Below are 22,826 nucleotides of genomic sequence, written 5' to 3' on the forward strand. Positions count from 1 at the left end.
TCCTTATGACGCACGTTACCCAATGAGCCATCGTTAGAGCCCATGGACGTCAACGAAGCGATCGCGGAGACACTGAGAGACGAGGGTGTGGAGTACCTCTTCGGATTCCCGAGCAACCCGCTGTTCGACACCGACTCGGCCGAAGACGTGGGAATCCGGAAGATCATCACCAGACAGGAGCGCACGGCGGTCCACATGGCCGACGCGGTCGGCCGGCTGACCTCCGGGGATCAGGTCGGCGCGTTCGCCTGCCAGCACGGCCCCGGCACCGAGAACTCGATCGGCGGCGTCGCCCAGGCCTACGGCGAGTCCGCGCCGATCGTCGCCATTCCCGCAGGATACGACCTCGCGAAGACCGACGTCGACCCGAAGTTCAACTCGCTGGTCGCCTACCAGCCGGTCAGCAAGTCCTGCGAACAGCTCGCCGACCCAGGTGCAGTGAGCGAGACGATGCGCCGGGCGTTCAGCGCCGCGCGCAACGGCCGGCCACGGCCAGCGGTGGTGGAGGTCCCGAAGGACGTCTTCTACACCGATCTCGAGGGGGAGTTCGAGTACACCCCCTCGAAGTCTCGCCGTTCCGGTCCCGATCCGGCCGACGTCGAGCGGGCGGCCGAACTGCTTGCAGACGCCGAGCGACCGGTGATATTCGCCGGGCAGGGCGTCCACTACGCGAAGGCCTGGGACGACCTCCACGAACTGGCGGAGACGCTCGAAGCACCCGTCGCGACGAGTCTCAACGGGAAGAGCGCCTTCCCCGAGGATCACCCGCTCGCGCTCGGTGCGGCGAGCAAGAGCGAACCCGGACAGCTCTCTCACTTCGTCCGCGAGGCGGACGTGCTGTTCGGGGTCGGCTGTTCGTTCACCGACACCGCCTACGGACTGACGGTTCCGGAGGGGCCGACGATCGTCCACTCGACGCTCGACCCCACCGACATCGACAAGGACGTCGTCTCCGAGCACTCGCTCGTCGGTGACGCCAAGCTCACCCTCTCCGCGCTCGTCGACGATCTCTCGGACCTGGTCGACGCCGACCGCGGTCGGGCCGACGCGGTCGCCGACGAGATCGAGTCGGTGAGAGCGGAGTGGCTCGCCGACTGGGAGCCCAAACTCACCTCCGAGGAGACGCCGATCAACCCGTACAGAGTCGTCCACGAACTCGACACGGCGCTGGACAAGGAGGAGGTCGTCATCACCCACGACGCGGGCAACCCCAGGGACTTCCTCGCGCCCTTCTTCGAGGTGACCGAACCGCTCTCGTACATCGGCTGGGGCAAGACCACACAGCTCGGCTACGGCCTCGGCCTCGCGATGGGCGCGAAACTGCTCCACCCGGAGAAGGTCTGTGTGAACCTCTGGGGCGACGGCGCGATCGGGATGACCGGCCTCGAACTCGAGACCGCCGCCCGCGAGGAGCTCCCGGTGCTCTCGGTCCACCTGAACAACTACGAGATGGCCGGCTACGACACGCCCTTCTTCGGCGACTGGGCCGACGTCGCCGAGGGGCTGAACTGTCACGGCGAGCGCGTCACCGAGCCCGACGACCTCGGCGCGGCGATCGATCGCGCGGTCTCCGCGACCGAGGAGGGGACGCCCGCGCTGCTCGAGGTGATCACGTCGAAGGAGACGGAGCTCTCCCGACCCGACCTCGAGTAGGCTGAGGTCCCGAGAGACGACCCCGAAACGAACCTTTCATGTCGCCGCTGGGCGTTCCCGTCCCATGGACACCGAGAGTGACCCACACGACTCTGGTCGCGAGTCGACGGGTTCGACGGTCGACCCGAACGGACGGCTCCTGGATGGGATCACGGTCGTCGACCTGACCACCTTCGTCACGGGCGGCTTCGCGACGCTGATGCTCGCGAACCAGGGTGCCGAGGTGATCAAGGTCGAACGCCCCGGCGCGGGCGACGATAGCCGTCACTCCGGGCCGCCGTTCGTCCCGGTCGAGGGCTACGACGGCCCCGGGAGGCCCGCCACCGAGGCCGGCGAGTCGCCGTATTTCTGGACGGTGAACTACGGCAAGCGGAGCGTCGAACTGAACCTCAAATCGGAAGCGGGCCTCGCAGCGCTCTATGACCTGATCGAGACCGCCGACGTCGTGATCGAGAACTTCCGGCCGGGCACCGCCGACCGCCTCGGCGTGGGATACGAGGACGTACGGGAGCTGAACGGGGACGTGATCTACTGCTCGATCTCCGCGTTCGGCGACTCGGGGCCCTGGAGCGAACGGCCGGGCTACGATCTCCTCGTGCAGGGGATGAGCGGGATCATGAGCGTTACGGGCCCCGAAGACGGCGACCCGGTGAAGGTCGGGCTCCCGCAGACCGACCTGATCACGGCGATGTGGGCGGCGTTCGGGATCGTCGGCGCGCTCTTCCGGAGAGAGCGGACGGGCGAGGGCGAGCGCGTCGAACTCGGGATGCTCGACGCGGCGTTGCCGTGGCTCACGAAGCAGGCGGGCAAGGCGTTCGTCGGGGAGGAGACCACGCGAATGGGGACGAAAGACCCCGTGCTCGCCCCGTACCAGTCCTATCCTACGGCCGACGGCTACCTGAACGTCGCCTGCGGCAACCAGCGCCTCTGGGAGGAGTTCTGTGCGGCGATCGATCGGGAGGACCTCGCCGAGGACGATCGGTTCGAGACGAACGGCGACCGCGTCGGACACATGGACGAACTGGAGGGAGAGCTCTCGGCGACGCTCGCCGAACGAACGACCGACGAGTGGGTATCGCTCCTGGCCGACGAGAAGGGCCTTCCCGTGGGGCCGGTCTTCGACGTGAGCGAGGCGCTCACGAACGAGCAGGTCGAAGCACGCGGTGTCGTCGGGACGCTGCCCCACGCCGCGCTGGGCGAGATCGACGCGATCGAGCACCCGCTCAACTTCGCGGGCGCCGACAGCGGGTTCCAGTCGGGCCCGCCCTTGCTCGGCGAGGACACCGAGAGCGTTCTCTCGGAACTCGGGTACGATGAGGCGGAGATCGACCGGCTCAGAGAGCGCGGGGCGATCCCCGAGTAGGAAGGACAGGATCGATCGTTGATGATCGTGCGACTGCATCGCACAACAGTTATACGGCCGTGAGCGCAGGTACGGATATGAGCGGTTTGCCAACGGCCGACGAGCCGTCGGTCGCCGTCGTGGCGTCCGATCCGGCTGGGGAGAGATGGGCGGCGGTCGAAACGGGACGGAGCGCGGGAGGGTCCGGGAACTGATGGCGACGAGCAGAGAGAGGGGAGATCCGGCGACCGACGACCGGTCGAACTACGACTACCGGAACGACGAGGTGAACCGGCCGGGGATGGTCCGGGACCTAAAAGGGCTCGTCGAGGGCGACGTCCGCTTCGACGAGTACACCCGACAGCTCTACGCGACGGACGCGAGCGCGTACGAGGTGACGCCGATCGGCGTCGTCTATCCCAGGTCGACGGAGGACGTCGCCGCAGTCGTCTCCTACTGCGCCGACCGCGAGATCCCAGTCCTCCCACGCGGCGGCGGGACGAGCCTCGCGGGCCAGGCGGTCAACCGCGCGGTCGTCCTCGACTTCTCGAGGTATATGACCGACCTGCTCGCGATCGACGGGGAGGAAGGGACCGCCCGGGCACGGAGCGGGATCACCGTCGCCGGGCTGAACCGGGCGATCGAGCACACGGGACAGAAGTTCGCGCCCGATCCATCGACGGCCGATCGGAGTGCGCTGGGCGGGGCGATCGGGAACAACACGACCGGGGCACACTCGCTCAAGTACGGGAAAACCGACGCCTACGTCGAGGAGTGCGAGGCAGTTCTGGCGGACGGCACGGTCACGACGTTCGGCGAGACTCCCCTCTCGGAGATCCGCGAGGGGGCCGACCCCGACGGTGACCTGCTCTCGCGGATCTACGCGAACGTCCTCGAGGTGATCGACGATTCTAGTCACCTGATCGAGGAGGCGTATCCCACGCTCAAACGGAACGTCTCGGGCTACAACCTGGACGTGCTGATCGAGGAGGGACGAGAGGCAGAGCGGGCGATCGAACGGGGCGAGGAGGGGACGGTGAACCTCGCGAAACTGCTCGTCGGTAGCGAGGGGACCCTGGCAGTGATCACCGAAGCGAACGTCTCGCTCGAACCGATTCCCGAGACGAAGAGCGTGGCGGTGCTCACCTACGACGACCTGCTCTCGGCGATGGAGGACGTCGGAGCGATCTTAGAGCACGACCCCGCCGCCGTGGAGGTGCTCGACGACGTGCTCGTCGACCTCGCGCGGGAGACGGCCGAGTTCAAAGACGTCGTCGGGCGGCTTCCCGATGGCACCGGCTCGTTCCTGCTCGTCGAGTTCTACGCCGAGGGAGAGGAGGAGGGCAGGGAGAAGGTGAAGGGCCTGATCGAGGATCGCGTAGGCGAGATCGCGTTCGACTCGCTCGAAGCTTACGGGAAGGAAGAGCGGAAGGATCTCTGGACGATGCGGAAGGCGTCGACGCCGATCCTGCTCGGGAGAACGGGGAAAGAGAAACACATCGCGTTCATCGAGGACATCGCGATCCCGCCCGAGCACCTCCCCGAGTACGTCGCGGAGTTCCAGGCGGTGATGGAAGAGGCGGGGACGTTCGGGAGCTTCTACGCCCACGCGGGCCCTGGTTGTCTGCACGTCCGGCCGCTGATCAATACACATTCTATCGAGGGGATCGAGGCGATGTACGAGATCTCGGACGGGGCGACCGACCTCGCCGTGAAGTACGGCGGGTCGGTCTCGGGCGAGCACGGCGACGGCCGGGCGCGCACCCAGTGGAACCGGAAACTCTACGGCGAGGAGGTGTTCGGCCTATTCAAGGAACTGAAGACGGCGTTCGACCCCGACTGGCTGCTCAACCCGGGAATGGTCTGTGGCGACGTCTCGATGACCGAGAACCTCCGCTTCGACCTGGAGGACGTCTTCGACGCCGGGTTCGAGCCTGCGCTCAACTGGGAGAACGAGAACGGGTTCAGAGGAATGGTCGAGCTCTGCCACGGCTGTGGCGGCTGCCGGACGAGTCAGGCGGGAACCGGCGGCGTGATGTGCCCGACCTACCGCGCAGCGGAGGAAGAGATCACCTCGACGCGTGGTCGGGCGAACATGCTCCGGCAGGCGATGACGGGGGCGTTCACCGAAGAGGAGATCTTCGAGGAGGAGTTCCTCCACGAGGTGCTCGATCTCTGTGTCGGCTGCAAGGGCTGTGCGAAGAACTGCCCGAGCGAGGTCGACCTCGCGAAGCTGAAAGTCGAGGTCGAACACGCCGCCCACGAGCGAAACGGGATCGGCCTTCGGACCAGACTGTTCGCGAACATCGACCGGCTCTCGGCGCTCGGGAGCGCGCTCGCACCGCTCTCGAACCTGGGGACGAAATTCCCTGGTTCGCGGCTGGTGATGGAGAGGACGATCGGCATCGCGCGGGATCGCTCACTCCCGGAGTTCTACCGCGAGTCGCTCGAAGACTGGTTCGAGGACCGGGGTGGATCGACGGTGGCGGAGAGCGAGGCGGATCGGAACGTCGTGCTGTTCCCTGACGCGTACACGAACTACAGCAACCCCGGTGCGGGAAAGGCCGCGGTGCGGGTGCTCGAGGCCGCGGGCGTCCACGTCGCGATTCCCGAGGGTGTGACCGGTTCCGGCAGACCGCCACACTCGAAAGGGGTGCTCGAGAAGGCGCGCTCGCACGCGCGACGGAACGTCGACGCCCTGGTCCCGGAAGTCGAGGCTGGCTGGGACGTGGTGATCGTCGAGCCCTCGGACGCAGTGATGTTCCAGTCCGATTACCTCGACCTGCTCTCGGGCGAGGACGTCGAACGAGTGGCGCGAAACACCTACGGCGTGATGGAGTACCTCGACGCGTTCCGGCTGGACGAGACGCTCTCGTTCGGGGAGGTGGACGAACACCTCACGTACCACGGCCACTGCCACCAGAAGGCGACGGCGAAAGACCACCACGCGGTGGGCGTGCTCCGCAGAGCGGGCTACCGGGTCGACCCGCTCGACAGCACCTGCTGCGGGATGGCCGGCTCCTTTGGATACGAGGCCGAACACTACGCGATGAGCCAGGCGATCGGGTCGATCCTCTTCTCGCAGATCGACGGGAGCGAGGGCGAATCGGTCGTCGCACCCGGCGCGTCCTGTCGGACCCAGATCGGCGACGAGTTCGGCGAGAAACCGCCCCACCCGATCGAGAAACTGGAAGCGAGTCTCGCGTAGTCCTGCCCGAAGGCAGTTTCACTCGCCGAACGCGCCGCCCTCTCGCCACGCCGAGAGCGTCGTCTGCTCGCCTGCCACCTCGGAGAACACCTCGTCGGTGTGCTCGCCGAGGCGTGGAGCGGGGCTCCGAACGACGTCCTCGAACCCGGGGAAGTTGATCGGGTGGCCGGGGAGGAGGAGTTCTCCGGCGTCCGGGTCGGTGTGTTCGATCACGAGGTCTCGTGCGGCGGTCTGTTCGTGTTCGACGACGTCCGCGACGTCGTTGATCGGCCCACACGGAAAGCCCGCCTCGGTGAGGACCGAGAGCCAGTGTTCCGCCGACTCCTCCTCGAGTCGATCCTGGATCGCACCCACGACTGTCTCGGCGTTCGCCATCCGCTCTCTGTTCGTCTCGAACTCCCTGACCGACTCACACCCCACCACGTCGACGAATGCGTCCCAGCGAGCGTCGCTCGGCACGCCCGTGACGATCGACTTCGTCCCGGTCTCGAACACCTGGTACGGGACGAGCGCCTGGTGGCTCCGTCCCTGCGGGCCGGGCACCTCGCCGGTCAACGAGTAGTTCGTCAGGTACTCGTTCAGCAGCGTGACGATGGCGTCGAACAGGCCAACGTCGAGCTTGCCGACGAACTCCCTCTCGTCGTTCGTCCCGTCGTTCTCACCCTCACCGGACCCCACCCGCCCGCGTTCGTGGAGCCGGGCGAGCACGCCGATCGTCGCGAACATCCCCGCAGTCAGGTCGCCGACGGCCTGTCCCACCTTCACCGGCTCGCCCCCCTCCGGACCGGTGACGCTCATGATCCCGCCCTCGGCCTGGAGGATGAGGTCGAGCCCGGGTTTCTCTCGCATCGGGCCGGTCTCGCCGTAGCCCTTGACGCTCGCGTAGACGAGCTCCGGGTTCAGCTCTTTCAGATCGTCGTAGCCGATGCCGAGTTTGTCGGTGACGCCGTAGCCGAAGTTCTCGACGAAGACGTCGGCGTCGGCGAGTAGCGCACGGGCCGCCTCTACACCGGCGTCGCTCTTGAGGTCGAGCGTGACCGACTCCTTGTTTCGGTTGAGCGCGACGAAGTAGCCGGTCTTGCCGTCCTGGCCGACGCCCTGGACCCTGACTGGGTCGCCGACGCCCGGCCGTTCGATCTTGATCACGCGCGCGCCCATGTCCGCGAGCAGCGCCCCGCAGAACGGGCCGGCGCGGTGGGCGGTCATCTCGACGACGGTGAGTTCCGAGAGCGGTCCCTCAGTATCGGTCTCGGGCATGGTCACTCGCCCTCGTTGAACTCGTCGACCAGCCGGCGGCGTTCCTCGCCCGCGAACTGCTCCCACCAGAGGTCCGCCTCGTACTCGCGGGCGGTCTCGGCGTCGGGTGCTTCGACTGCGTAGTTGATCGCCTCTTTCGAGTTCTTCACCGCCTCGCGACCGGTATCCTGGATCGCGTCGATTATCTCCTGGACCGTCCCGTCCAGTTCCTCTCTGGGCACGGCGTGGTTGATCAGACCGATCCGTTCGGCCTCGGCGGCGTCGATGAACCCAGCGGTCAGCACGAGTTCCTTCGCTTTCGCCTCACCCACTAACTCGACCGCTCTCCGGTTAGCACCACCGGTCGGGATCTGACCGATGTTGGCGACGGGGACGCCGAACTTGGCGTCCTCGGTCGCAACGCGCATGTCACAGTACATCGCGGTGATCAGCCCGCCGCCGACGCAGTAGCCGTTTACCTTCGCGATCACGGGCGCGTGACAGTGAAGCGGTTTCTGGTACATCTCGTAGAACAGTTCCTGACGGTCGCGCTGGTGGGCGTGTTCGTCCGTCGTTCCGGCGTACTCGGTGATGTCCGCACCGGCGGAGAAGGCGTCGTCGCCCTCGCCGGTGATCACGACGGCGTCGATCGAACGGTCGAGCGCGATGGCGTCGAACGCCCTGCGCAGGTCGAGCATGACGTCGTCGTTGAGCGCGTTGTACTTCTCGGGGCGGTGGAACTCGATGGTCGCGACGCCGTCGGCGATCTCGACGCTGAGGCTGGCGTACGCGTCGTGGCGTACCATGGCGCCGATCGACGGGGTACGAGCAAAAAGCTTCCCTCGTTGCTCGAGTGCCTGCCGCGGTCCGTGGCTTTATCGCCCCCATCGCCGTTCGTAACCCATGGCATACGAGGTAGCGACGATCCCAGGCGACGGTATCGGCCCCGAGGTCGTGGACGCGACGCTCCCGCTGTTCGAGTCGGTCGCCGATAGCCACGGGGTGGACGTAGAGTTCGAGCGCTTCGAGTGGGGCTCCGATCGGTATCTGGACGAGGGTGCGATGATGCCCGAGGACGCGCTCGACACCCTGGAGAGCTACGACTCGATCCTGCTGGGTGCGGTCGGGCACCCGGAGGTGCCGGATCACCTCACGCTCCACGGACTGCTGTTACCGATCAGAAAGAGCTTCGATCAGCGGGTCTGCAAGCGCCCGTCCGTGCTCTTCGAGGGCGTCGAGAGCCCGTTGCGGGGCTACGAGGGCGGCGACGTCGACTTCGTGGTCTTCCGCGAGAACACGGAAGGGGAGTACTCCGACGTGGGTGGGCGCGAACACGTCGGGTTCGCCCACGAGGTGGCGATCCAGACCTCGGTGTTCACCCGCGAGGGGACCGAGTCGATTCTCAGGGCCGCGTTCGAGGAGGCCGGCGAGCGCGAGGGCCACGTGACGTCGATCACGAAGTCGAACGCCCAGGCCTACAGCATGACGTTCTGGGACGATCTGGTCGAAGAAATCTCGACGGAGTACCCCGGGATCGAGGTCGAGAGGCTGCTGGTCGACGCGGCGTCGATGGACCTGATCCGTCGGCCCGAGGAGTTCGACGTGATCGTCGCCTCGAACCTCTTCGGGGACATCCTCACGGACATCGGTGCGATCGTCACGGGGAGCATGGGACTCGCCCCGTCGGGCAACATCGACCCGTCGGGGAGCTACCCCTCGATGTTCGAGCCGGTGCACGGGAGCGCCCCGGACATCGTGGGCGAGGGTATTGCGAACCCGCTCGCGACGGTGCTCTCTGCGTCGATGCTGTTCGAGGACCTGGGCGAGGAGGCGGTCGCGGAGGAGCTCTGGGCGCGCGTCGAGTCGGTGCTCGCCGACGAATCCGCGCCGCTCACGCCCGACCTCGGTGGGTCCGCGGGAACGGAGGACGTCGTCGAGGCGCTCTCGGACTAGTCGAGCCTGACGGAGACAACGGGGCACGGGGCGTCGAGTAACATGGACTGAACGACGCTCCCGAACAGCGCCTTCCCGACCGGCGACCGCTTCCGACCCGCGATGACGAGGTACTCGGCCTCGTGCTCGTCGGCGTAGGTGACGACCTCCTCCGCGGGGTCGCCCATCAGCCCGACCGCGGTGGCGTCCGCGTGCGCCTCCTCGGCCGCTCTCCGGGCCACCGCGGTCGCCCCCTCGATCACGTCCTCCATCGGGACCGGTCCGTTCGACCGGGTGACGCTCGTCTGTTCGAGTTCGACGAACCCCTCCCTCGTGAGGACGTGGATGACGTGGACGGGGAGCTCCATGGCCGCCCCGAGACGGGCGGCCTCCTCGACGATCGGTCCGGCACGCTCGCTCTCGTCGACCGCTGCGACGATCGGCATACGTCCGTATCGGTTCCCACCCGATATATAGCTGTAGACCGGCGCGGGGGCGAGGCTTTAGGTTCCCGGCCCGCGCGGGTCGGGTATGTCCGTTCGAACCGTCGAGGCGATCCCGCTCCATCGCGAGCTCGACACGCGATTCGCGAACGCACAGAAGTGGATCGACAGCCGTGAGTACTGCCTCGTCCGGATCGAGACCGGCGACGGGCTGGTCGGCTGGGGCGAGTGCTGGGGGCCGATCGCCGGCAACCGGGAGCTGGTCGAGGAGTACGTCGCACCCCGGATCGAGGGCGACGATTCCACGGCCGTCGAACGGCTCCACGAGGAGCTCGTCTTCGCGCTCCGCTCGTCGTACCACTCCTACGTTCCCGCGAGCGTCGTCAGCGGCGTCGACATGGCGCTCTGGGACCTCTACGGGAAGTCGGTCGGGGCGTCGGTCTCCCGGCTGCTGGGTGGGCGGCGCCGGGAGGAGGTCCGCGCGTACGCGACGGGGCACTTCTTCGGAGACGTCGAGAGGTTCGAGGAGCTCGAGGAGGCGGTCGTGCGCGAGGCCGAGGGTCACGTCGCGGCGGGCTTCTCCGCGCTCAAGAACAAGATCGGGCTCTCGCGGCACTTCCCGGGGTGGGGGATGGAGGAGGACGTCGCGCTCGTCCGTGCGATCCGGGAGGCCGTCGGCCCGGACGTGCGGCTGATGACCGACGCGAACCACGGCTACGACCGGGCCGACGCGATGCGGGTCTCGCGTGCGCTCGCCGACCTCGACGTCTACTTCTTCGAGGAGCCGCTGCCGCCGGAGGATCTCGTGGGGTACGCGGCGCTCAACCGAGGACCGACGCCGATCGCCGGCGGGGAGTCCTGGGCCTTCCTCCACGAGTTCGAGCGGGTACTCTCGGCGAACGCCGCGAGCTACGTCCAGCCGGACCTGACGAGCGTCGGCGGGTTCACCTCGGCACGGAGGGTGGCGGCCGCCGCGGGCGCCGCGAACGTCGGCTGTCTCCCGCACGTCTTCGGGAGCGCGGTCGCACTGGCCGCGAGCCTCCAGCTGCTCGCGACGCTCTCCGGCGAGCCGATGCTCGAGTTCGACCGGACGCCGAACCCGATCCGCGACGACCTCGCGATCGATCCCGTGGAGAACGACGGGCCGACCGTCGCGATCCCGGACCGACCGGGGATCGGCGTCGAGATCGACGAGCGGGTGCTCTCGCGCTTTCGCGCCGACCGGTAACCGCCGGAACTAGACCGTCCGCCGTCGGTTCTACAACCCGCGAAGAAAACTATTATATATATCGCCACCACATCGTCATGTGGTATCAGCCCACGGTACGGAACCACCACCAGGTCAGTCGATCTGGCCGGGCAGAGAAGACCCCGAACGGGGACCACTATGGCACGGGAACACATCCGACACGGCGGCGGGGAACAGACAACGACCAACACCGGAGCCGGGGGCGTTCGCAGACGGCGATTCCTCCAGGCGGCGGGGGCGACGTCGGTCGCTGCGATGGCGGGCTGTCTCGCCGGCGACAACGGGGACGACGAGGGGGACTGGGAGCCGAGCGAACGGATGCGCTACATCGTCCCGTACGACGAGGGCGGCGGAACCGACGTCTACGCCCGCGGTATCATCGAGCCGCTCACGGACGCGATGGGACAGGACATCCAGATCGACAACGTCCCGGGCGGTGGCGGACTGAACGGCTTCGGCGACGCGATCGGTGCCGAACCGGACGGACACACGTTCACGGGAAGCGCGGTGCCGCTCGAGGTGACGCCACAGCTGCTCGACGACCCCGGGTTCGACCAGCGCGACCTGCGCGGGGTCGGCAACATCGGCCGGTCGACCTGGTGTCTCATCGTCAACGAGGAGTACGAGGGCGAGGTCGAGACGTTCGACGACGTCAGGGAGATGCACAACTCCGGGGAGTGGACGACGATCGGCATCCAGGAGCCCGGCAGCCCGCAGGACATAATGACGCTGCTGGCGAAAGAGGAGCCGGAGTACGCCGACGAGTACGACTGGAACTGGACGGATCGCGTGCAGTACACCGGGACGGGACCGATCGCCGAGGCGGTGACCTCGGGCGAGGTTCCCTGTGGGATCGGGACCGACGCCGGCACGGAGCCGAACGTCTCCTCCGGCGGGGTCTACCCCGTCGTCTGCTTCTTCAGCGATGGGACCGACGTCTACCCCGACATCCCGTCGGTCACCGACGAGGGCTACCCGGAGATGGACTTCATCGCCGGTGTGACCCGTGGGATCTACGCACCGCCGGACGTCTCCGACGACCGGATCGAGGTGCTCGCAGAGCGCTTCGAGGAGGCGACCGAGGACGAACGGTACGAGGAGTGGTCGAACGACACCGGCAACCCGATCTTCTGGGAGGGCCCCGAGGAGGCCGAGGCCGCGATGAACGACCCGTTCGAGGTGATGGAGGAGCTCGAGATCGTCGAACTCATTCAGGAACACCAATAAGGGCTCTCGGATCTCCACTTATCAGGGATGAACGTACAAGAACTCAGGGAGAAGGTCACCGCCGAGCAGGTCATGCTCGCGGTCCTGCTCGTGTTGAGCGGGGTGTTCTTCGTGGAGCCGATCGTCCAGGAGTACCCGGACGACGCCCGGGTGTTCCCCCAGATGACCTCCGCCGCGGTCTTCATCGGCTGTTTCCTGCTGCTCGTCCAGAACTACCTGCCCGGGCCGGTCCGGAAGTTCGTCGCAGAGAGCGTGAGCATCACCTCGACGCCGATGGAGGAGGAAGAAGACGAGGAGGACGAGGACGACGAGGAGTTCGTGAAGGAGACGCTCGGTCGCGACTACGGTTACGAGGTGAACGACACCGTGTTCATGGTGGGGACCTCGACGCTGTATCTCGTGCTGGGGTGGGCCGTGGGCCTGCTGTTCGTCACCTTCCCGTTCGTGCTGGCGTACATGCTCTGGTTCAAGGTCCGCTGGCCCATCGCCGTCGTCTGCGGGGTCGCCGCGACGGCGATCATCTACCTGTTCCGGGTGTTCCTCCTCCTGCGGCTCGACCGGGGTGCGATCCTCGACTTCAGCCCGTTCGTCCCCACCTCGATCGACCTGCCGCTCGCGTTCGCGCTCGCGACGGTCGCGGGGGTCGCGTAGATGGCGGTCGACGCCTTCTTCGAGGGGCTCGCGCTCGCCGCGAGCTGGCCCGTGATCGGGTGGATGGCGCTCGGGCTCGTCCTCGGGATCGTCCTCGGGGCGCTGCCGGGGATCGGCTCGCCGGTCGGGATGGCGCTCGTACTGCCGCTGACGCTGCCGCTCGATGCGACCTCGGCGATCGTGCTGCTCGTGGCGATCTACAGCGGGGCGATGTTCGGCGGCTCGATCGCCGCGATCCTGATCAACGCGCCCGGCACCGAGTCCGCGGCGGCGACGACGCTCGACGGCTACCCGATGGCGAAAAACGGCCTCGCGAAGAACGCGCTCGCGATCGCGACGACGGCCTCCGCGTTGAACGGCTTCCTCGCGGCGCTCGCGCTGATCCTGCTCTCGCCGGTGCTGATCGAGGTCGTCCTCGCGTTCGGCTCGCCGGAGTACTTCCTGCTCGCGATCCTCGGTATCTCGCTGATAACGATCGTCACGCAGGGCTCGATCGTGAAGGGGCTCGTCGCCGGCGCGCTCGGCTTCATGATCTCGACGATCGGCACCGCGATCCTCACCGCGCGCCCGCGGTATACGTTCGGACAGTTCGGCCTCTACGACGGGATCGACTTCGTCGCGGCGCTGATCGGGATGTTCGCGTTCGCGGAGATGATGAAGCTCGCGGCGAAGAAACAGATCTCCGCCGAGAACATCGAACTCGCTGGGAGCGTCCGCGAGGGCGTGATGGCGGTGTTCAACCACCCGAAGACGACGCTCAAGTCGGGGCTGATCGGGATGGGGATCGGCATGGTCCCCGGCTCGGGCGCGACCACCTCGACGTTCGTCGCCTACGCCGAGGAGGCGCGTTCGTCGGCGAAGGACGGCCGGTTCGGTGAGGGCGACCCGCGAGGAGTGATCGCCCCCGAGGCGGCGAACAACCCGACGGTGAGCGGGTCGCTCATCCCGACGCTCTCGTTCGGGATCCCCGGCAGCGGGAGCACCGCGGTGTTGCTCGGCGGGATCCTCATGCACGGGCTCCAGCCGGGTCCCGTGCTCTTCGACGAACAGCTGCACATCACCTACGCGCTGTTCGTCTCACTCTTCCTGGGGAACGTGCTGATCCTGGCGATCGGCCTGACGGTGATCCCGTACGCGAGTAAGATCACCGAACTGGACACGAACGTCATCATCCCGCTCGTCGTCGTGCTCTCCTTTGCGGGCGCGTTCACGCTGAACCAGAACTGGTTCGACGTGCTCGCGGTCCTGTTGCTGGGCGTGCTCGGCTTCTACATGGTCCGGTACAACTACTCGGTGATCGCGTTCGTGCTGGGGATCGTCCTCGGGCCGATCGCCGAGGAGAACTTCTTCCGGTCGCTGCAGATCTCCGGCGGGGACTACGCCATCTTCGTCAACCCGATCGACCGGCCGCTCTCGTTTCTGCTCTCGGTCACGATCTTCCTCGTGCTGTTCGGGCCGTTCATCAAGGCCCGGTTCGACCGCGAGCGTTCCGGCTGATCGTTCCGGAAGAGTGAGGCGCCCGGACGCCCTTTCTCGCCCATGGCAGAGGGCTACCGACGCGTCTCGCTCGACGAGGTGGGGACGAACCCGGAGAAACCCGGCTCGCGCTGGGAGCTGTCGAGCGCACTGGGAGTCGACGCGTTCAACCTGAACGTCGCGGTCCTCGAGGCGGGGGAACGACTCTCGCAGAACCAGTTTCACTACCACGAGAACCAGCAAGAGGCCTTTTACGTCGCGGAGGGGCGCTGTCGCGTCGAAGCCAGGGAGGAGGGGTTCGAGTTGGAGACGACGGACACCGTCGCCTTCGAGGCGGGAGAAGTCGGGACGCACGTGATCTACAACCCGTTCGAGGAGCCGTGCCGACTGGTGGGGATCGGCTGGCCGCCTGAGGGGCGACACCCGGTCCACCAGGTCGAGACGGTCGACGCGCTGCTCGAAGAGCGTTACGGGAAGGAGGGGCCGTCGTAGTCCGATCGAGAGGGGATAAGCGCCACAGTAATGTGGGACCTCCCGTAGGTGTGTGTAATGGCGACGGAACACACCGGGCCGGCGGCGGACGATCGCTCGGGCTACGACTACCGCACCGGCTCCGAGACGATCCCGGCGGGGCTCGCGGGGCTCTCGGACCTCGTCGCGGGCGACGTCCGCTTCGACGAGTACTCGAAACAGCTCTACGCGACGGACGCGAGCGCGTACGAGGTGACGCCGATCGGCGTCGTCTACCCCACTTCGACGACCGACGTCGCGACGGTGATGCGCCACTGCGCGGAGCACGAAATCCCAGTGATGCCCCGTGGAGGCGGGACGAGCCTCGCGGGCCAGGCGACGAACGAGGCGGTCGTCCTGGACTTCACCCGATACATGACGGAGGTCTTCGCGATCGATCCGGACGAGCGAACCGCCAGCGCCGAGGTCGGCGTCTACCTCGGCGACCTGAACGCCGAGTGTGCGCCCCACGGACTGAAGTTCGCGCCCGATCCCGCCTGGGGCGACAAGAGCGCGCTGGGCGGGGCGATCGGGAACAACTCGACCGGCGCGCACTCGCTCGTCTACGAAAAGACCGACGCCTACGTCGAGGAGTGCGAGGCAGTTCTGGCGGACGGCACGGTCACGACGTTTGGGGAGATCACGCTCTCGGAACTCCGCGACCGGGCCGATCCGGACGGCGATCTCGAGGGCCGGATCCACGCGATCGTCGCCGAAGTGGTCGACGAGCACGCCGAAACCGTCGAGGAGGCCTACCCGGACCTGACGCGGAACGTCTCGGGCTACAACCTCGACTGGATCGTCGAGGAGGCGATGGAGGCGAAACGGGCGATCGAGGAGGGCGAGGCGGACGACGTAGAGGGGACGATCAACCTCGCTCGACTGCTCGCCGGCAGCGAGGGCACCCTCGCGATCGTCACCGAGGCGACCGTCTCGCTGGTCGAGGTGCCGGAGACCAAGGCGGTCGCGCTGTTGACCTACCCCGATTTGCTCTCGGCAATGCGCGACGTCGCGCCGATCCTCGAACACGGCCCCGCCGCCGTGGAGGCGATGGACGACGTCCTCCTGGATCTGGCGAGACAGACCGAGGAGTTCGGCCCCGTCGTCGGGATGCTGCCGGAGGGTACAGATTCGGTGCTGCTCGTCGAGTTCTACGCCGACTCCGTCGAGGAGGGCAAGGAGAAGGTCGCAGACCTGCTCGTCGATCGGGTCCCCAGCGTCGAGAGCGAGGTAGAGCCGAGCGAGGGTGCGGCCGAGACCACCGACGCGCCGGTCGAGGCGACGACCGCGATGGAGGCCTACGACGCGGCGAAGCGCGCGCAGTTCTGGAAGATGCGAAAGAGCGGGCTGCCGATCCTGCTCTCGCGCACGAGCGACGAGAAACACATCGCGTTCATCGAGGACACGGCGATCCCGGCCGAACACCTCCCGGCGTTCGTCGAGGGGTTCGAGGAGATCCTCGAGGCAGAGGGGACGTTCGCGACGTACTACGCCCACGCCGGACCCGGCGTGCTCCACATCCGGCCGCTGATCAACACCAAGACGGAGGGGGGACTCGCCTCGTTCGAGGCGATCGCCGACGGCGTCACGGACCTCGTCGTCGAGTACGGCGGGTCGGTCTCGGGCGAGCACGGCGACGGCCGGGCGCGCACCCAGTGGAACCGGAAACTCTACGGCGAGGAGGTGTTCGGCCTATTCAAGGAACTGAAGACGGCGTTCGACCCCGACTGGCTGCTCAACCCCGGACAGGTCTGCGGCGATATTTCGATGACCGAGAACCTCCGCTTCGATCCGGCCTACGAGTTCGAGACGGGGTTTGAACCCGTGCTGAACTGGGAGAACGAGAACGGCTTTCAGGGGATGGTCGAGCTCTGTCACGGCTGTGGCGGCTGCCGGGGTCCCCAGCACACCACGGGCGGTGTGATGTGTCCGACGTTCCGAGCGGCCGAGGAGGAGATCACGTCCACCCGGGGGAGAGCGAACATGCTCCGCCAGGCGATGAGCGGCGACCTCCCGGACGAGCAGTTCAGTGACGAGTTCATAACGGAAGTACTTGACCTCTGCATCGGCTGTAAGGGCTGTAAGATCGACTGTCCGAGCGGGGTGGACATGGCGAAGCTGAAGGCGGAGGTGACCCACGAGTACCACCGCCGGGAGGGTGCTGAGGCTCGATCGAAGCTGTTCGCGAACTTCGATCGGCTCGCGCCGCTCGCGAGCGCAACCGCGCCGGTGTCGAACCTCCTCTCGTCGCTTCCCGGGTCGGGGTTGCTCGCCGAGAAGACGATGGGGATCGCACGGGAGCGCTCGCTCCCCGAGTTCCAGCGCGAGACGCTCCGCGACTGGTTCGAGGCGCGCGACGGGTCGTCGGTTCCCGAGGACGGGGCGGACCGCCGCGCGCTGCTCGTCCCGGACACCTACACGAACCACGTCCACCCGGAGGTCGGACGGGCGGCGGTCCGCGTCCTGGAGAACGCGGGCGTCCACGTCTCGCTCCCCGAGGAGGTCGGCGACAGCGGCCGCGCGGCGTTCTCGAAGGGCTTTCTCGACGAGGCAGGAACGCTCGCGACCGAGAACGTGACGGCGCTCGCCCCGCGGATCGAGGAGGGGTGGGACGTCGTCGTCGTCGAGCCCTCCGACGCGGTGATGTTCCAATCCGATTACCGTGACCTGCTCTCGGGCCGGTTCGTCGATCTGGTGAGCGAGAACACCTACGGCGTGATGGAGTACGTGGACGCGTTCGGGCTCGACGTGCCGGATGGGAGCGGCGAGCGGCTCACCTACCACGGCCACTGCCACCAGAAGGCGACCGCGAAGGACCACCACACCGCGGCCGTCCTCACGAGGGCCGGCTTCGAGGTGGACGTCCTCGACAGCGGCTGTTGTGGGATGGCCGGCTCCTTTGGATACGAGGCCGAACACTACGCGATGAGCCAGGCGATCGGGTCGATCCTCTTCTCACAGATCGACCGGAGCGGCGGGCGCGTCGTCGCCCCCGGGACCTCCTGTCGGACCCAGATCGGCGACGAGTACGGCGAGGAGCCCCCACACCCGGTCGAGCTGCTGGCCGAGTCGCTCTGAGCACGGCGAGGTCAACGTTTAGGTGCCGACACCTCACACAAGGGGTATGAGCGAACGCGAGGCGCTCGACGCGCTCTTCTCGCCGGACTCGATCGCCGTCGTGGGCGCGAGCCCCGACTCGTGGTACTCCTCGCAGCTGGTGGAGAACTGTCTCTCCTACGGGTTCACCGGGGAGATCTACCTCGTCAACCCCGCCCGGGAGGAGGCGTGGGGCCGGCGGTGTTACGACTCGATCGAGGAGCTCCCCGAAACGGTCGACCTCGCGGTGATCTCGATCCCCCGGGAGTACGTCGTCGGCGTCGCCCGATCCGCGGGCGAGCGTGGCGTGCCGGCCGCGCTCGTGCTCTCGGCGGGCTTCGCCGAGGCCGACGCGGAGGGCGAGCGGCTCGAATCCGAACTGGCGGAGGTCGCGGTCGAGACCGGTATCCGGATCTGTGGGCCGAACTGTATCGGGGTTGCGAACGTGGGTGGGGAGGTCGTGCTCACGAGTACGTGCTCGCGAAAGCCCGAACTCGGATCGGTCGGACTGGTGAGCCAGTCTGGCGCGCTCGCCTTTACTACCTTCTTCGAGCGAGGCGCCGACGAACGGCTCCACTTCTCGCACGTCGTCTCGACGGGAAACGAGGCGGACCTCTCGCTCTCGGAGTACGTCTCGTATCTCGCGGATCGGGATCCGGTCGACGTGCTCTGTCTCTACGTCGAGGGCGTGGAGGACCCCCACGCGTTCGTGCGGGCGTCGAGCGAGGCGATCGCGGACGGGACGCCCGTGATCGTCGTGAAGGTGGGCCGGAGCGATGCGGCGGCGGCCGCCTCGGTCTCGCACACGGGATCGATAACGGGGAGCGACGACGCCTGGGCGGCCGCGTTTCGGCAGGCGGGCGTCGAGCGCGTCGAGGACATCCCGGACCTCCTGGCCCGTGCGAAGGCGCACGCGAGCTACGATCCCCCGGCGTCGAACCGGATCTGTATCGCCTCGACCAGCGGAGGACTGGGGAGTCTCCTCGCGGACATGGCGACTGAGCGCGGGCTCTCGTTGCCGCCGATCGAGGGGGAGAGCCAGCGCACACTCCGGGGGATCGACGGCCTGCTCACCTACGACGGGTTCGGCAACCCGGCGGACATCCGGGGGTACGGCGCGGACGCCCTGCCCGAGATCACCGACGCGCTCTTCGCGGACGACGCCTTCGACGCGTACGTCTTCGCGATCGGGCTCTCGGCGGTCGACGAGCGCGCGGAACGGATCGCCGACGATCTGCTCGCCGTCGTAGAGCGGGCGGAGAGACCGGTGTTCGTGCTCTGGACGGGACGCAGGACGCCGGAGGGAGGGGGTGGCACGCCGTTCGAGCGGATCGCGGAGGCGGCGCCGCTCTACGCCGATCCGGGTCGGTGTCTGGACGCCCTCGCCTCGCTGGTCGAAGCGGGCGAGAGACGGGCGCAGGCGCGCCGTCGCGTGAGCGCCGTCACCGGGGACGCGGCGGTCGGACACGCGGGTCTGGACCTGCCGACCGACCGGCCGCTCCGCTGGGCCGAGGCGGTCTCGCTGGCACGGTCGGTCGGGATCGACCCCGTCGAGACGACGGTCGTCCGGTCGGAAGGGGCGGCGGTCGTCACAGGAGGGGAGATCGACGGCCCGGTCGTCCTCAAGGTCGACGATCCGGCACTCTCCCATCGGAGCGACGCCGGAGCGGTCGCGCTCGACCTCGACAGCGAGAACGCGATCCGCGAGGGGTTCGACCGGATCGTCGGGAACGCACGAGCCGTCGACGAGTCGATCCGAAACCCGGACGTGCTCGTCCAGCCGATGGTCGACGACGGTATCGAGGCGATCGTCGGGATCACACGAGAGGAGGGGTTCGGTCCGGTGCTCACGGTCGGTTCCGGCGGTGTCGCGGTCGAACGGGAGGCCGACGCGACGGTCGTCGTCCCGCCCGTCACCGCACCCGACGTGAGCCGGGCTCTGGGCGAGACTGGGCTCGGAGTCGCGCTCGATGCGCCCCGACACGACCGGGAGGCGTTCGTCGACCTCGTGACCCGTCTCGGGACGCTCGCGACTCGCCACCCGGAGATAACCGAGTTCGAGTGCAACCCGGTGATCGTCCACGGGACGGGCTGTTCGGTCGTCGATCTCCTCTGCCGGATCGGGGATACGAACTGAAGAAATTGTGTATCTTATCCATAGTGGACATCTACAGCGGCCGAAAACGGTGTTGGAGACCCCCTGTCAGAAATCTCGAGAAGATGAGTATAATTACTTTCGAAACCCACTCGGTGGTATCCGTCGTACCTCAGCCGGTGAACATCTCTCCGAGCTGTTCGCGCCAGCTCTCGATCTCGTCGACGGACTCCTGGACCTCCTCGATCTCGACGCGAACGGCGGCGATCCGTTCGGGGAGGCCGGCGTCGAGTTCGTCGACGTCCGCCTCCACCGCCGCGACGTCGCTCTTGACGCCGACGAGTTTGCCCCGCAGTTCGTCGATCGGGGCCTCGAGCTCCCGTACCGTCTCCTCGACGGACTCGATCTCCCCTTCGAGCTCCGAGAGCTCCTCGACCCTCGATTCGAGGTTGGCGAGCGACGCCTCGATCTCGTCGTGTCTCGATCGCGACTGCTCGAGGAGCTCCTCACCGGTCCCGTTCTCGTCGACGAACGCCGAGAAGGCGTCGGCGTAGGCGTCCAGTTCGCTCACGCGAGCCTGGAGGTGCGAGAGCTGTGCGTCGGTGCTCGACGAACTGGTCTCCGAGAGCTCGACCGCCTCGCGGAGCACCGCGAGGTCCGTCTCCGAGGCCGTTCCCTCCCTGATCTCCGCTGCGAGGCTCGCGACCGCGTTCCGTTCCGAGTCGGCCGTCGGTGCGGGTTCGTTTTCCTCCGGCTCGTCCACCGGAGGTACGCTTTCGGGGGGGCTTTCGACGCTCTCCTGGGGCTCTTCCAACTCGACCGCCGTCTCGCCGGCACCGCCTTCGACCGCCGCGAGGCGCTCGTCGAGCGAGCCGCCCTCCTCCTCGTCGAGACCCGGAACCGACTCGCGCGAGCCGTCGATGAACTCCCTGACCACGGCAGTCGTCTCCTCGGAGACCAGCGGTTCCTCGCGCTCCATCGAGACGCTGCCGGATTCGACGTCGAGCGACGGCGCGACCATGAACGGTCGAGCCTCCTCGGGATCGTCGATCCGGATCGCGTAGACCGTCGAGACGAACTCGCCGGCTTCCAGCGTGCGTTCGAAGGCGACCCGGCTGTCCTCGTAGGCCGACCAGCACTCGCTCTCGTACTCGGGGTGGAAGCCGATCTTCTCGATCGGGAACGCCTCGGGTACCTCGTCGACCAGCCTGATCGTCGCCGGATCCTCGCGCTCGGAGTCGATCGTGAACGTGATCGTCGGGACCGCGAACGCCTCGGGTTCGAACCGTTTCTCCACCGATACACCCTCTTCCTCGACCGTGAGCCGCTCGTACTCGTCTACCTCCTGACTCATACCCGGTACTCTCGCTCCGAAAGCATAAGTCAATCGGGTACGTTACAGCTCGATCCGGTCCCCGACCTCGACGACCTCCAGGCTCTCGGGGTGAGAAAAGCTCGCGGCGTGACGGTGGAGGACCGTGGGATCGGCAGTGAGCCCCTTCCACATGTCCCAGTGGGTGGGGAGCAAGCGATCGACGCCGAGCTGGTTCGCCGCCTCGATCACCATGTTCTCGTCGCTGTACCACCGCGTCCTCGTCGGCTCGCCGGTCTCCTTCTCGGGGATCGTCCCGACGGTCCCGAACGCGAGCGCCGCGAGGTCGATCCCGTACCGCTCGCCGACCTCCTCGAACGGCTCGCCCGGTCGCGCGTCGCCGCCGTGGAAGAACGTACCGGCGTCGTGATCGATCACGTAGCTCACGGGATGGGTCGCGTCCGGGTCGTTCGCCGGCTCGACGTGGACGGTGAACGACCCGATCTCGAAGCTCTCGCCCTCGCTCACCTCGACGAGCTGGTCCTCGCGCACGTCCCAGTCCTCGGTCCACGACTCCTCGTCGGTGACCGAGAGCGAATCGTCCGGCGCGTAGAACGTCGCCCCGGTGTTCGCGAGGATCGGCGCCTGCGAGGGGCCGTGGACGTGGTCGGTGTGCTCGTGCGTTCCGAGGATCGCGTCGGCCTCTCGGACGTCCTCCGGGTCGAACGGTACCGGGATCATCCGCACCGTCCGCGGCGGGTCGCCGGTCCCGAGATAGGGGTCGACGAACAGGGTGGTTCCGTCGTTCGCCTCGAGCGCGAAGCCGTTACAGCCCAGATACCAGAGGGAGACGCCTTCGGGAGTCGCCTCCGCGATCTCGGTCGGGAGCCAGTCGCCCCAGTCGCTCGTCGTCATACCACCGACTGCGACGGAGACCTCCCTAAGCGTACCGACTCAGTCCTGACAGCAGCCGCCGGCCTGCTCGCCGAAATCCACAGAAAGCGGCTCGCTGATCGCCTCGTTGACCGCCTCGAGCCGGGCGTCGAGGCGGTTCTGTGCCTCTAGATACTCCGCCATCGCGGGGAGCTGGTGGAGCTCCTGCTGGCTCCGCTGGAGTTCGACCAGGTCCTCCTGGGTAGCTTCGCCGACCTGCCGGGCGAGCATGAACTCCTCGCGTTTGCCCTCGAACTCTCGGATCTTCTCCTGTGCCTCGGCGCTCTCCTCGACCGCGGCCTTCGCCTCCTCGAACGCCTCGTACTCGGGGAGCTCGCTGATCGTCTCGCCGAGTTCGCGGCCAAGCGCTTCGACGCTCGTGGTTTCGACGCTCATACCCGATGTAGAGGGCCCACGACTGTTAGGTGTGCCGATCGTCCGGTTTCGGGCCGTCTGTCGCCGG

The 22,826-nt window shown here is 67.4% G+C and carries 17 protein-coding genes; 11 read left to right on the plus strand and 6 right to left on the minus strand.

Annotated elements, in window-relative coordinates; all coding sequences use genetic code 11:
- Positions 1 to 42 precede the first annotated feature (42 nt).
- The 3 genes from V2L32_RS13670 (at position 43) to V2L32_RS13680 (ending at position 6,203) form a co-directional block, all read left to right on the plus strand.
- Positions 43 to 1,653, plus strand: coding sequence for a thiamine pyrophosphate-requiring protein (locus V2L32_RS13670; RefSeq protein WP_331233000.1), 1,611 nt, complete (start codon positions 43 to 45; stop codon positions 1,651 to 1,653).
- Positions 1,654 to 1,717: 64 nt separating this feature from the next.
- Positions 1,718 to 3,016, plus strand: a complete 1,299-nt coding sequence (locus V2L32_RS13675) for a CaiB/BaiF CoA transferase family protein (protein WP_331233001.1) — start codon at positions 1,718 to 1,720, stop codon at positions 3,014 to 3,016.
- 193 nt (positions 3,017 to 3,209) lie between these two features.
- On the plus strand, positions 3,210 to 6,203 hold the full coding sequence (locus tag V2L32_RS13680) for an FAD-binding and (Fe-S)-binding domain-containing protein (protein WP_331233002.1): 2,994 nt from the start codon (positions 3,210 to 3,212) through the stop codon (positions 6,201 to 6,203).
- A gap of 18 nt (positions 6,204 to 6,221) precedes the next feature.
- On the opposite strand, the gene V2L32_RS13685 is transcribed toward V2L32_RS13680, so the two are convergent.
- Both V2L32_RS13685 and V2L32_RS13690 read right to left on the minus strand, forming a co-directional pair.
- Entirely contained in the window at positions 6,222 to 7,460 is a 1,239-nt protein-coding gene (locus V2L32_RS13685) for a CaiB/BaiF CoA transferase family protein (RefSeq protein WP_331233003.1), read from the minus strand.
- A 2-nt stretch (positions 7,461 to 7,462) separates the two neighbouring features.
- Positions 7,463 to 8,245 (minus strand): enoyl-CoA hydratase/isomerase family protein, encoded by a 783-nt coding sequence (locus tag V2L32_RS13690; RefSeq protein WP_331233005.1) that lies wholly within the window; start codon positions 8,243 to 8,245, stop codon positions 7,463 to 7,465.
- Between the two features lie 97 nt (positions 8,246 to 8,342).
- Here V2L32_RS13690 and V2L32_RS13695 point away from each other — a divergent pair, with 97 nt between their 5' ends.
- Positions 8,343 to 9,392, plus strand: a complete 1,050-nt coding sequence (locus V2L32_RS13695; protein WP_331233006.1) for an isocitrate/isopropylmalate dehydrogenase family protein — start codon at positions 8,343 to 8,345, stop codon at positions 9,390 to 9,392.
- Here V2L32_RS13695 and V2L32_RS13700 read toward each other — a convergent pair.
- Positions 9,389 to 9,817, minus strand: coding sequence for a universal stress protein (locus V2L32_RS13700; RefSeq protein ID WP_331233007.1), 429 nt, complete (start codon positions 9,815 to 9,817; stop codon positions 9,389 to 9,391). The two genes, V2L32_RS13695 and V2L32_RS13700, sit on opposite strands and share 4 nt — an antisense overlap.
- Before the next feature lie 85 nt (positions 9,818 to 9,902).
- Here V2L32_RS13700 and V2L32_RS13705 point away from each other — a divergent pair, with 85 nt between their 5' ends.
- The 7 genes from V2L32_RS13705 to V2L32_RS13735 all read left to right on the plus strand — a co-directional run bounded on the left by V2L32_RS13705 (position 9,903) and on the right by V2L32_RS13735 (position 20,160).
- Complete coding sequence (locus V2L32_RS13705; protein WP_331233009.1) at positions 9,903 to 11,042, plus strand: mandelate racemase/muconate lactonizing enzyme family protein; 1,140 nt, start codon at positions 9,903 to 9,905, stop codon at positions 11,040 to 11,042.
- A gap of 276 nt (positions 11,043 to 11,318) precedes the next feature.
- The gene (locus tag V2L32_RS13710; RefSeq protein ID WP_409348445.1) at positions 11,319 to 12,290 is read left to right on the plus strand and encodes a Bug family tripartite tricarboxylate transporter substrate binding protein; all 972 of its coding nucleotides are present in this window, start codon (positions 11,319 to 11,321) and stop codon (positions 12,288 to 12,290) included.
- A gap of 27 nt (positions 12,291 to 12,317) precedes the next feature.
- Positions 12,318 to 12,941 carry a hypothetical protein gene (locus V2L32_RS13715; RefSeq protein WP_331233012.1) on the plus strand — a complete coding sequence of 208 codons (624 nt, stop codon included), beginning with the start codon at positions 12,318 to 12,320 and terminating at the stop codon, positions 12,939 to 12,941.
- Complete coding sequence (locus V2L32_RS13720) at positions 12,942 to 14,438, plus strand: tripartite tricarboxylate transporter permease (RefSeq protein WP_331233013.1); 1,497 nt, start codon at positions 12,942 to 12,944, stop codon at positions 14,436 to 14,438. It begins immediately after the preceding gene.
- A 42-nt stretch (positions 14,439 to 14,480) separates the two neighbouring features.
- Positions 14,481 to 14,909: a cupin domain-containing protein gene (locus V2L32_RS13725; protein WP_331233014.1), complete on the plus strand. Its 429-nt coding sequence runs from the start codon at positions 14,481 to 14,483 to the stop codon at positions 14,907 to 14,909.
- A gap of 57 nt (positions 14,910 to 14,966) precedes the next feature.
- Entirely contained in the window at positions 14,967 to 18,005 is a 3,039-nt protein-coding gene (locus tag V2L32_RS13730) for an FAD-binding and (Fe-S)-binding domain-containing protein (protein ID WP_331233015.1), read from the plus strand.
- A gap of 46 nt (positions 18,006 to 18,051) precedes the next feature.
- Positions 18,052 to 20,160 (plus strand): acetate--CoA ligase family protein, encoded by a 2,109-nt coding sequence (locus tag V2L32_RS13735; protein WP_331233016.1) that lies wholly within the window; start codon positions 18,052 to 18,054, stop codon positions 20,158 to 20,160.
- A 130-nt stretch (positions 20,161 to 20,290) separates the two neighbouring features.
- On the opposite strand, the gene V2L32_RS13740 is transcribed toward V2L32_RS13735, so the two are convergent.
- From V2L32_RS13740 to V2L32_RS13750, 3 genes are read right to left on the minus strand one after another with little or no spacing between them, the layout of a single operon-like run.
- A complete protein-coding gene (locus V2L32_RS13740; RefSeq protein WP_331233017.1) occupies positions 20,291 to 21,472 on the minus strand; it encodes a hypothetical protein in 1,182 nt (393 codons plus the stop codon).
- Between the two features lie 42 nt (positions 21,473 to 21,514).
- Entirely contained in the window at positions 21,515 to 22,345 is an 831-nt protein-coding gene (locus tag V2L32_RS13745) for an MBL fold metallo-hydrolase (RefSeq protein WP_331233019.1), read from the minus strand.
- Positions 22,346 to 22,384: 39 nt separating this feature from the next.
- On the minus strand, positions 22,385 to 22,759 hold the full coding sequence (locus tag V2L32_RS13750) for a YlbF family regulator (protein ID WP_331233020.1): 375 nt from the start codon (positions 22,757 to 22,759) through the stop codon (positions 22,385 to 22,387).
- Positions 22,760 to 22,826: the final 67 nt, after the last annotated feature.

Origin of the sequence: Halalkalicoccus sp. CGA53 (assembly GCF_036429475.1) — an archaeon.
GTDB classification, from domain to species: domain Archaea; phylum Halobacteriota; class Halobacteria; order Halobacteriales; family Halalkalicoccaceae; genus Natronorarus; species Natronorarus salvus.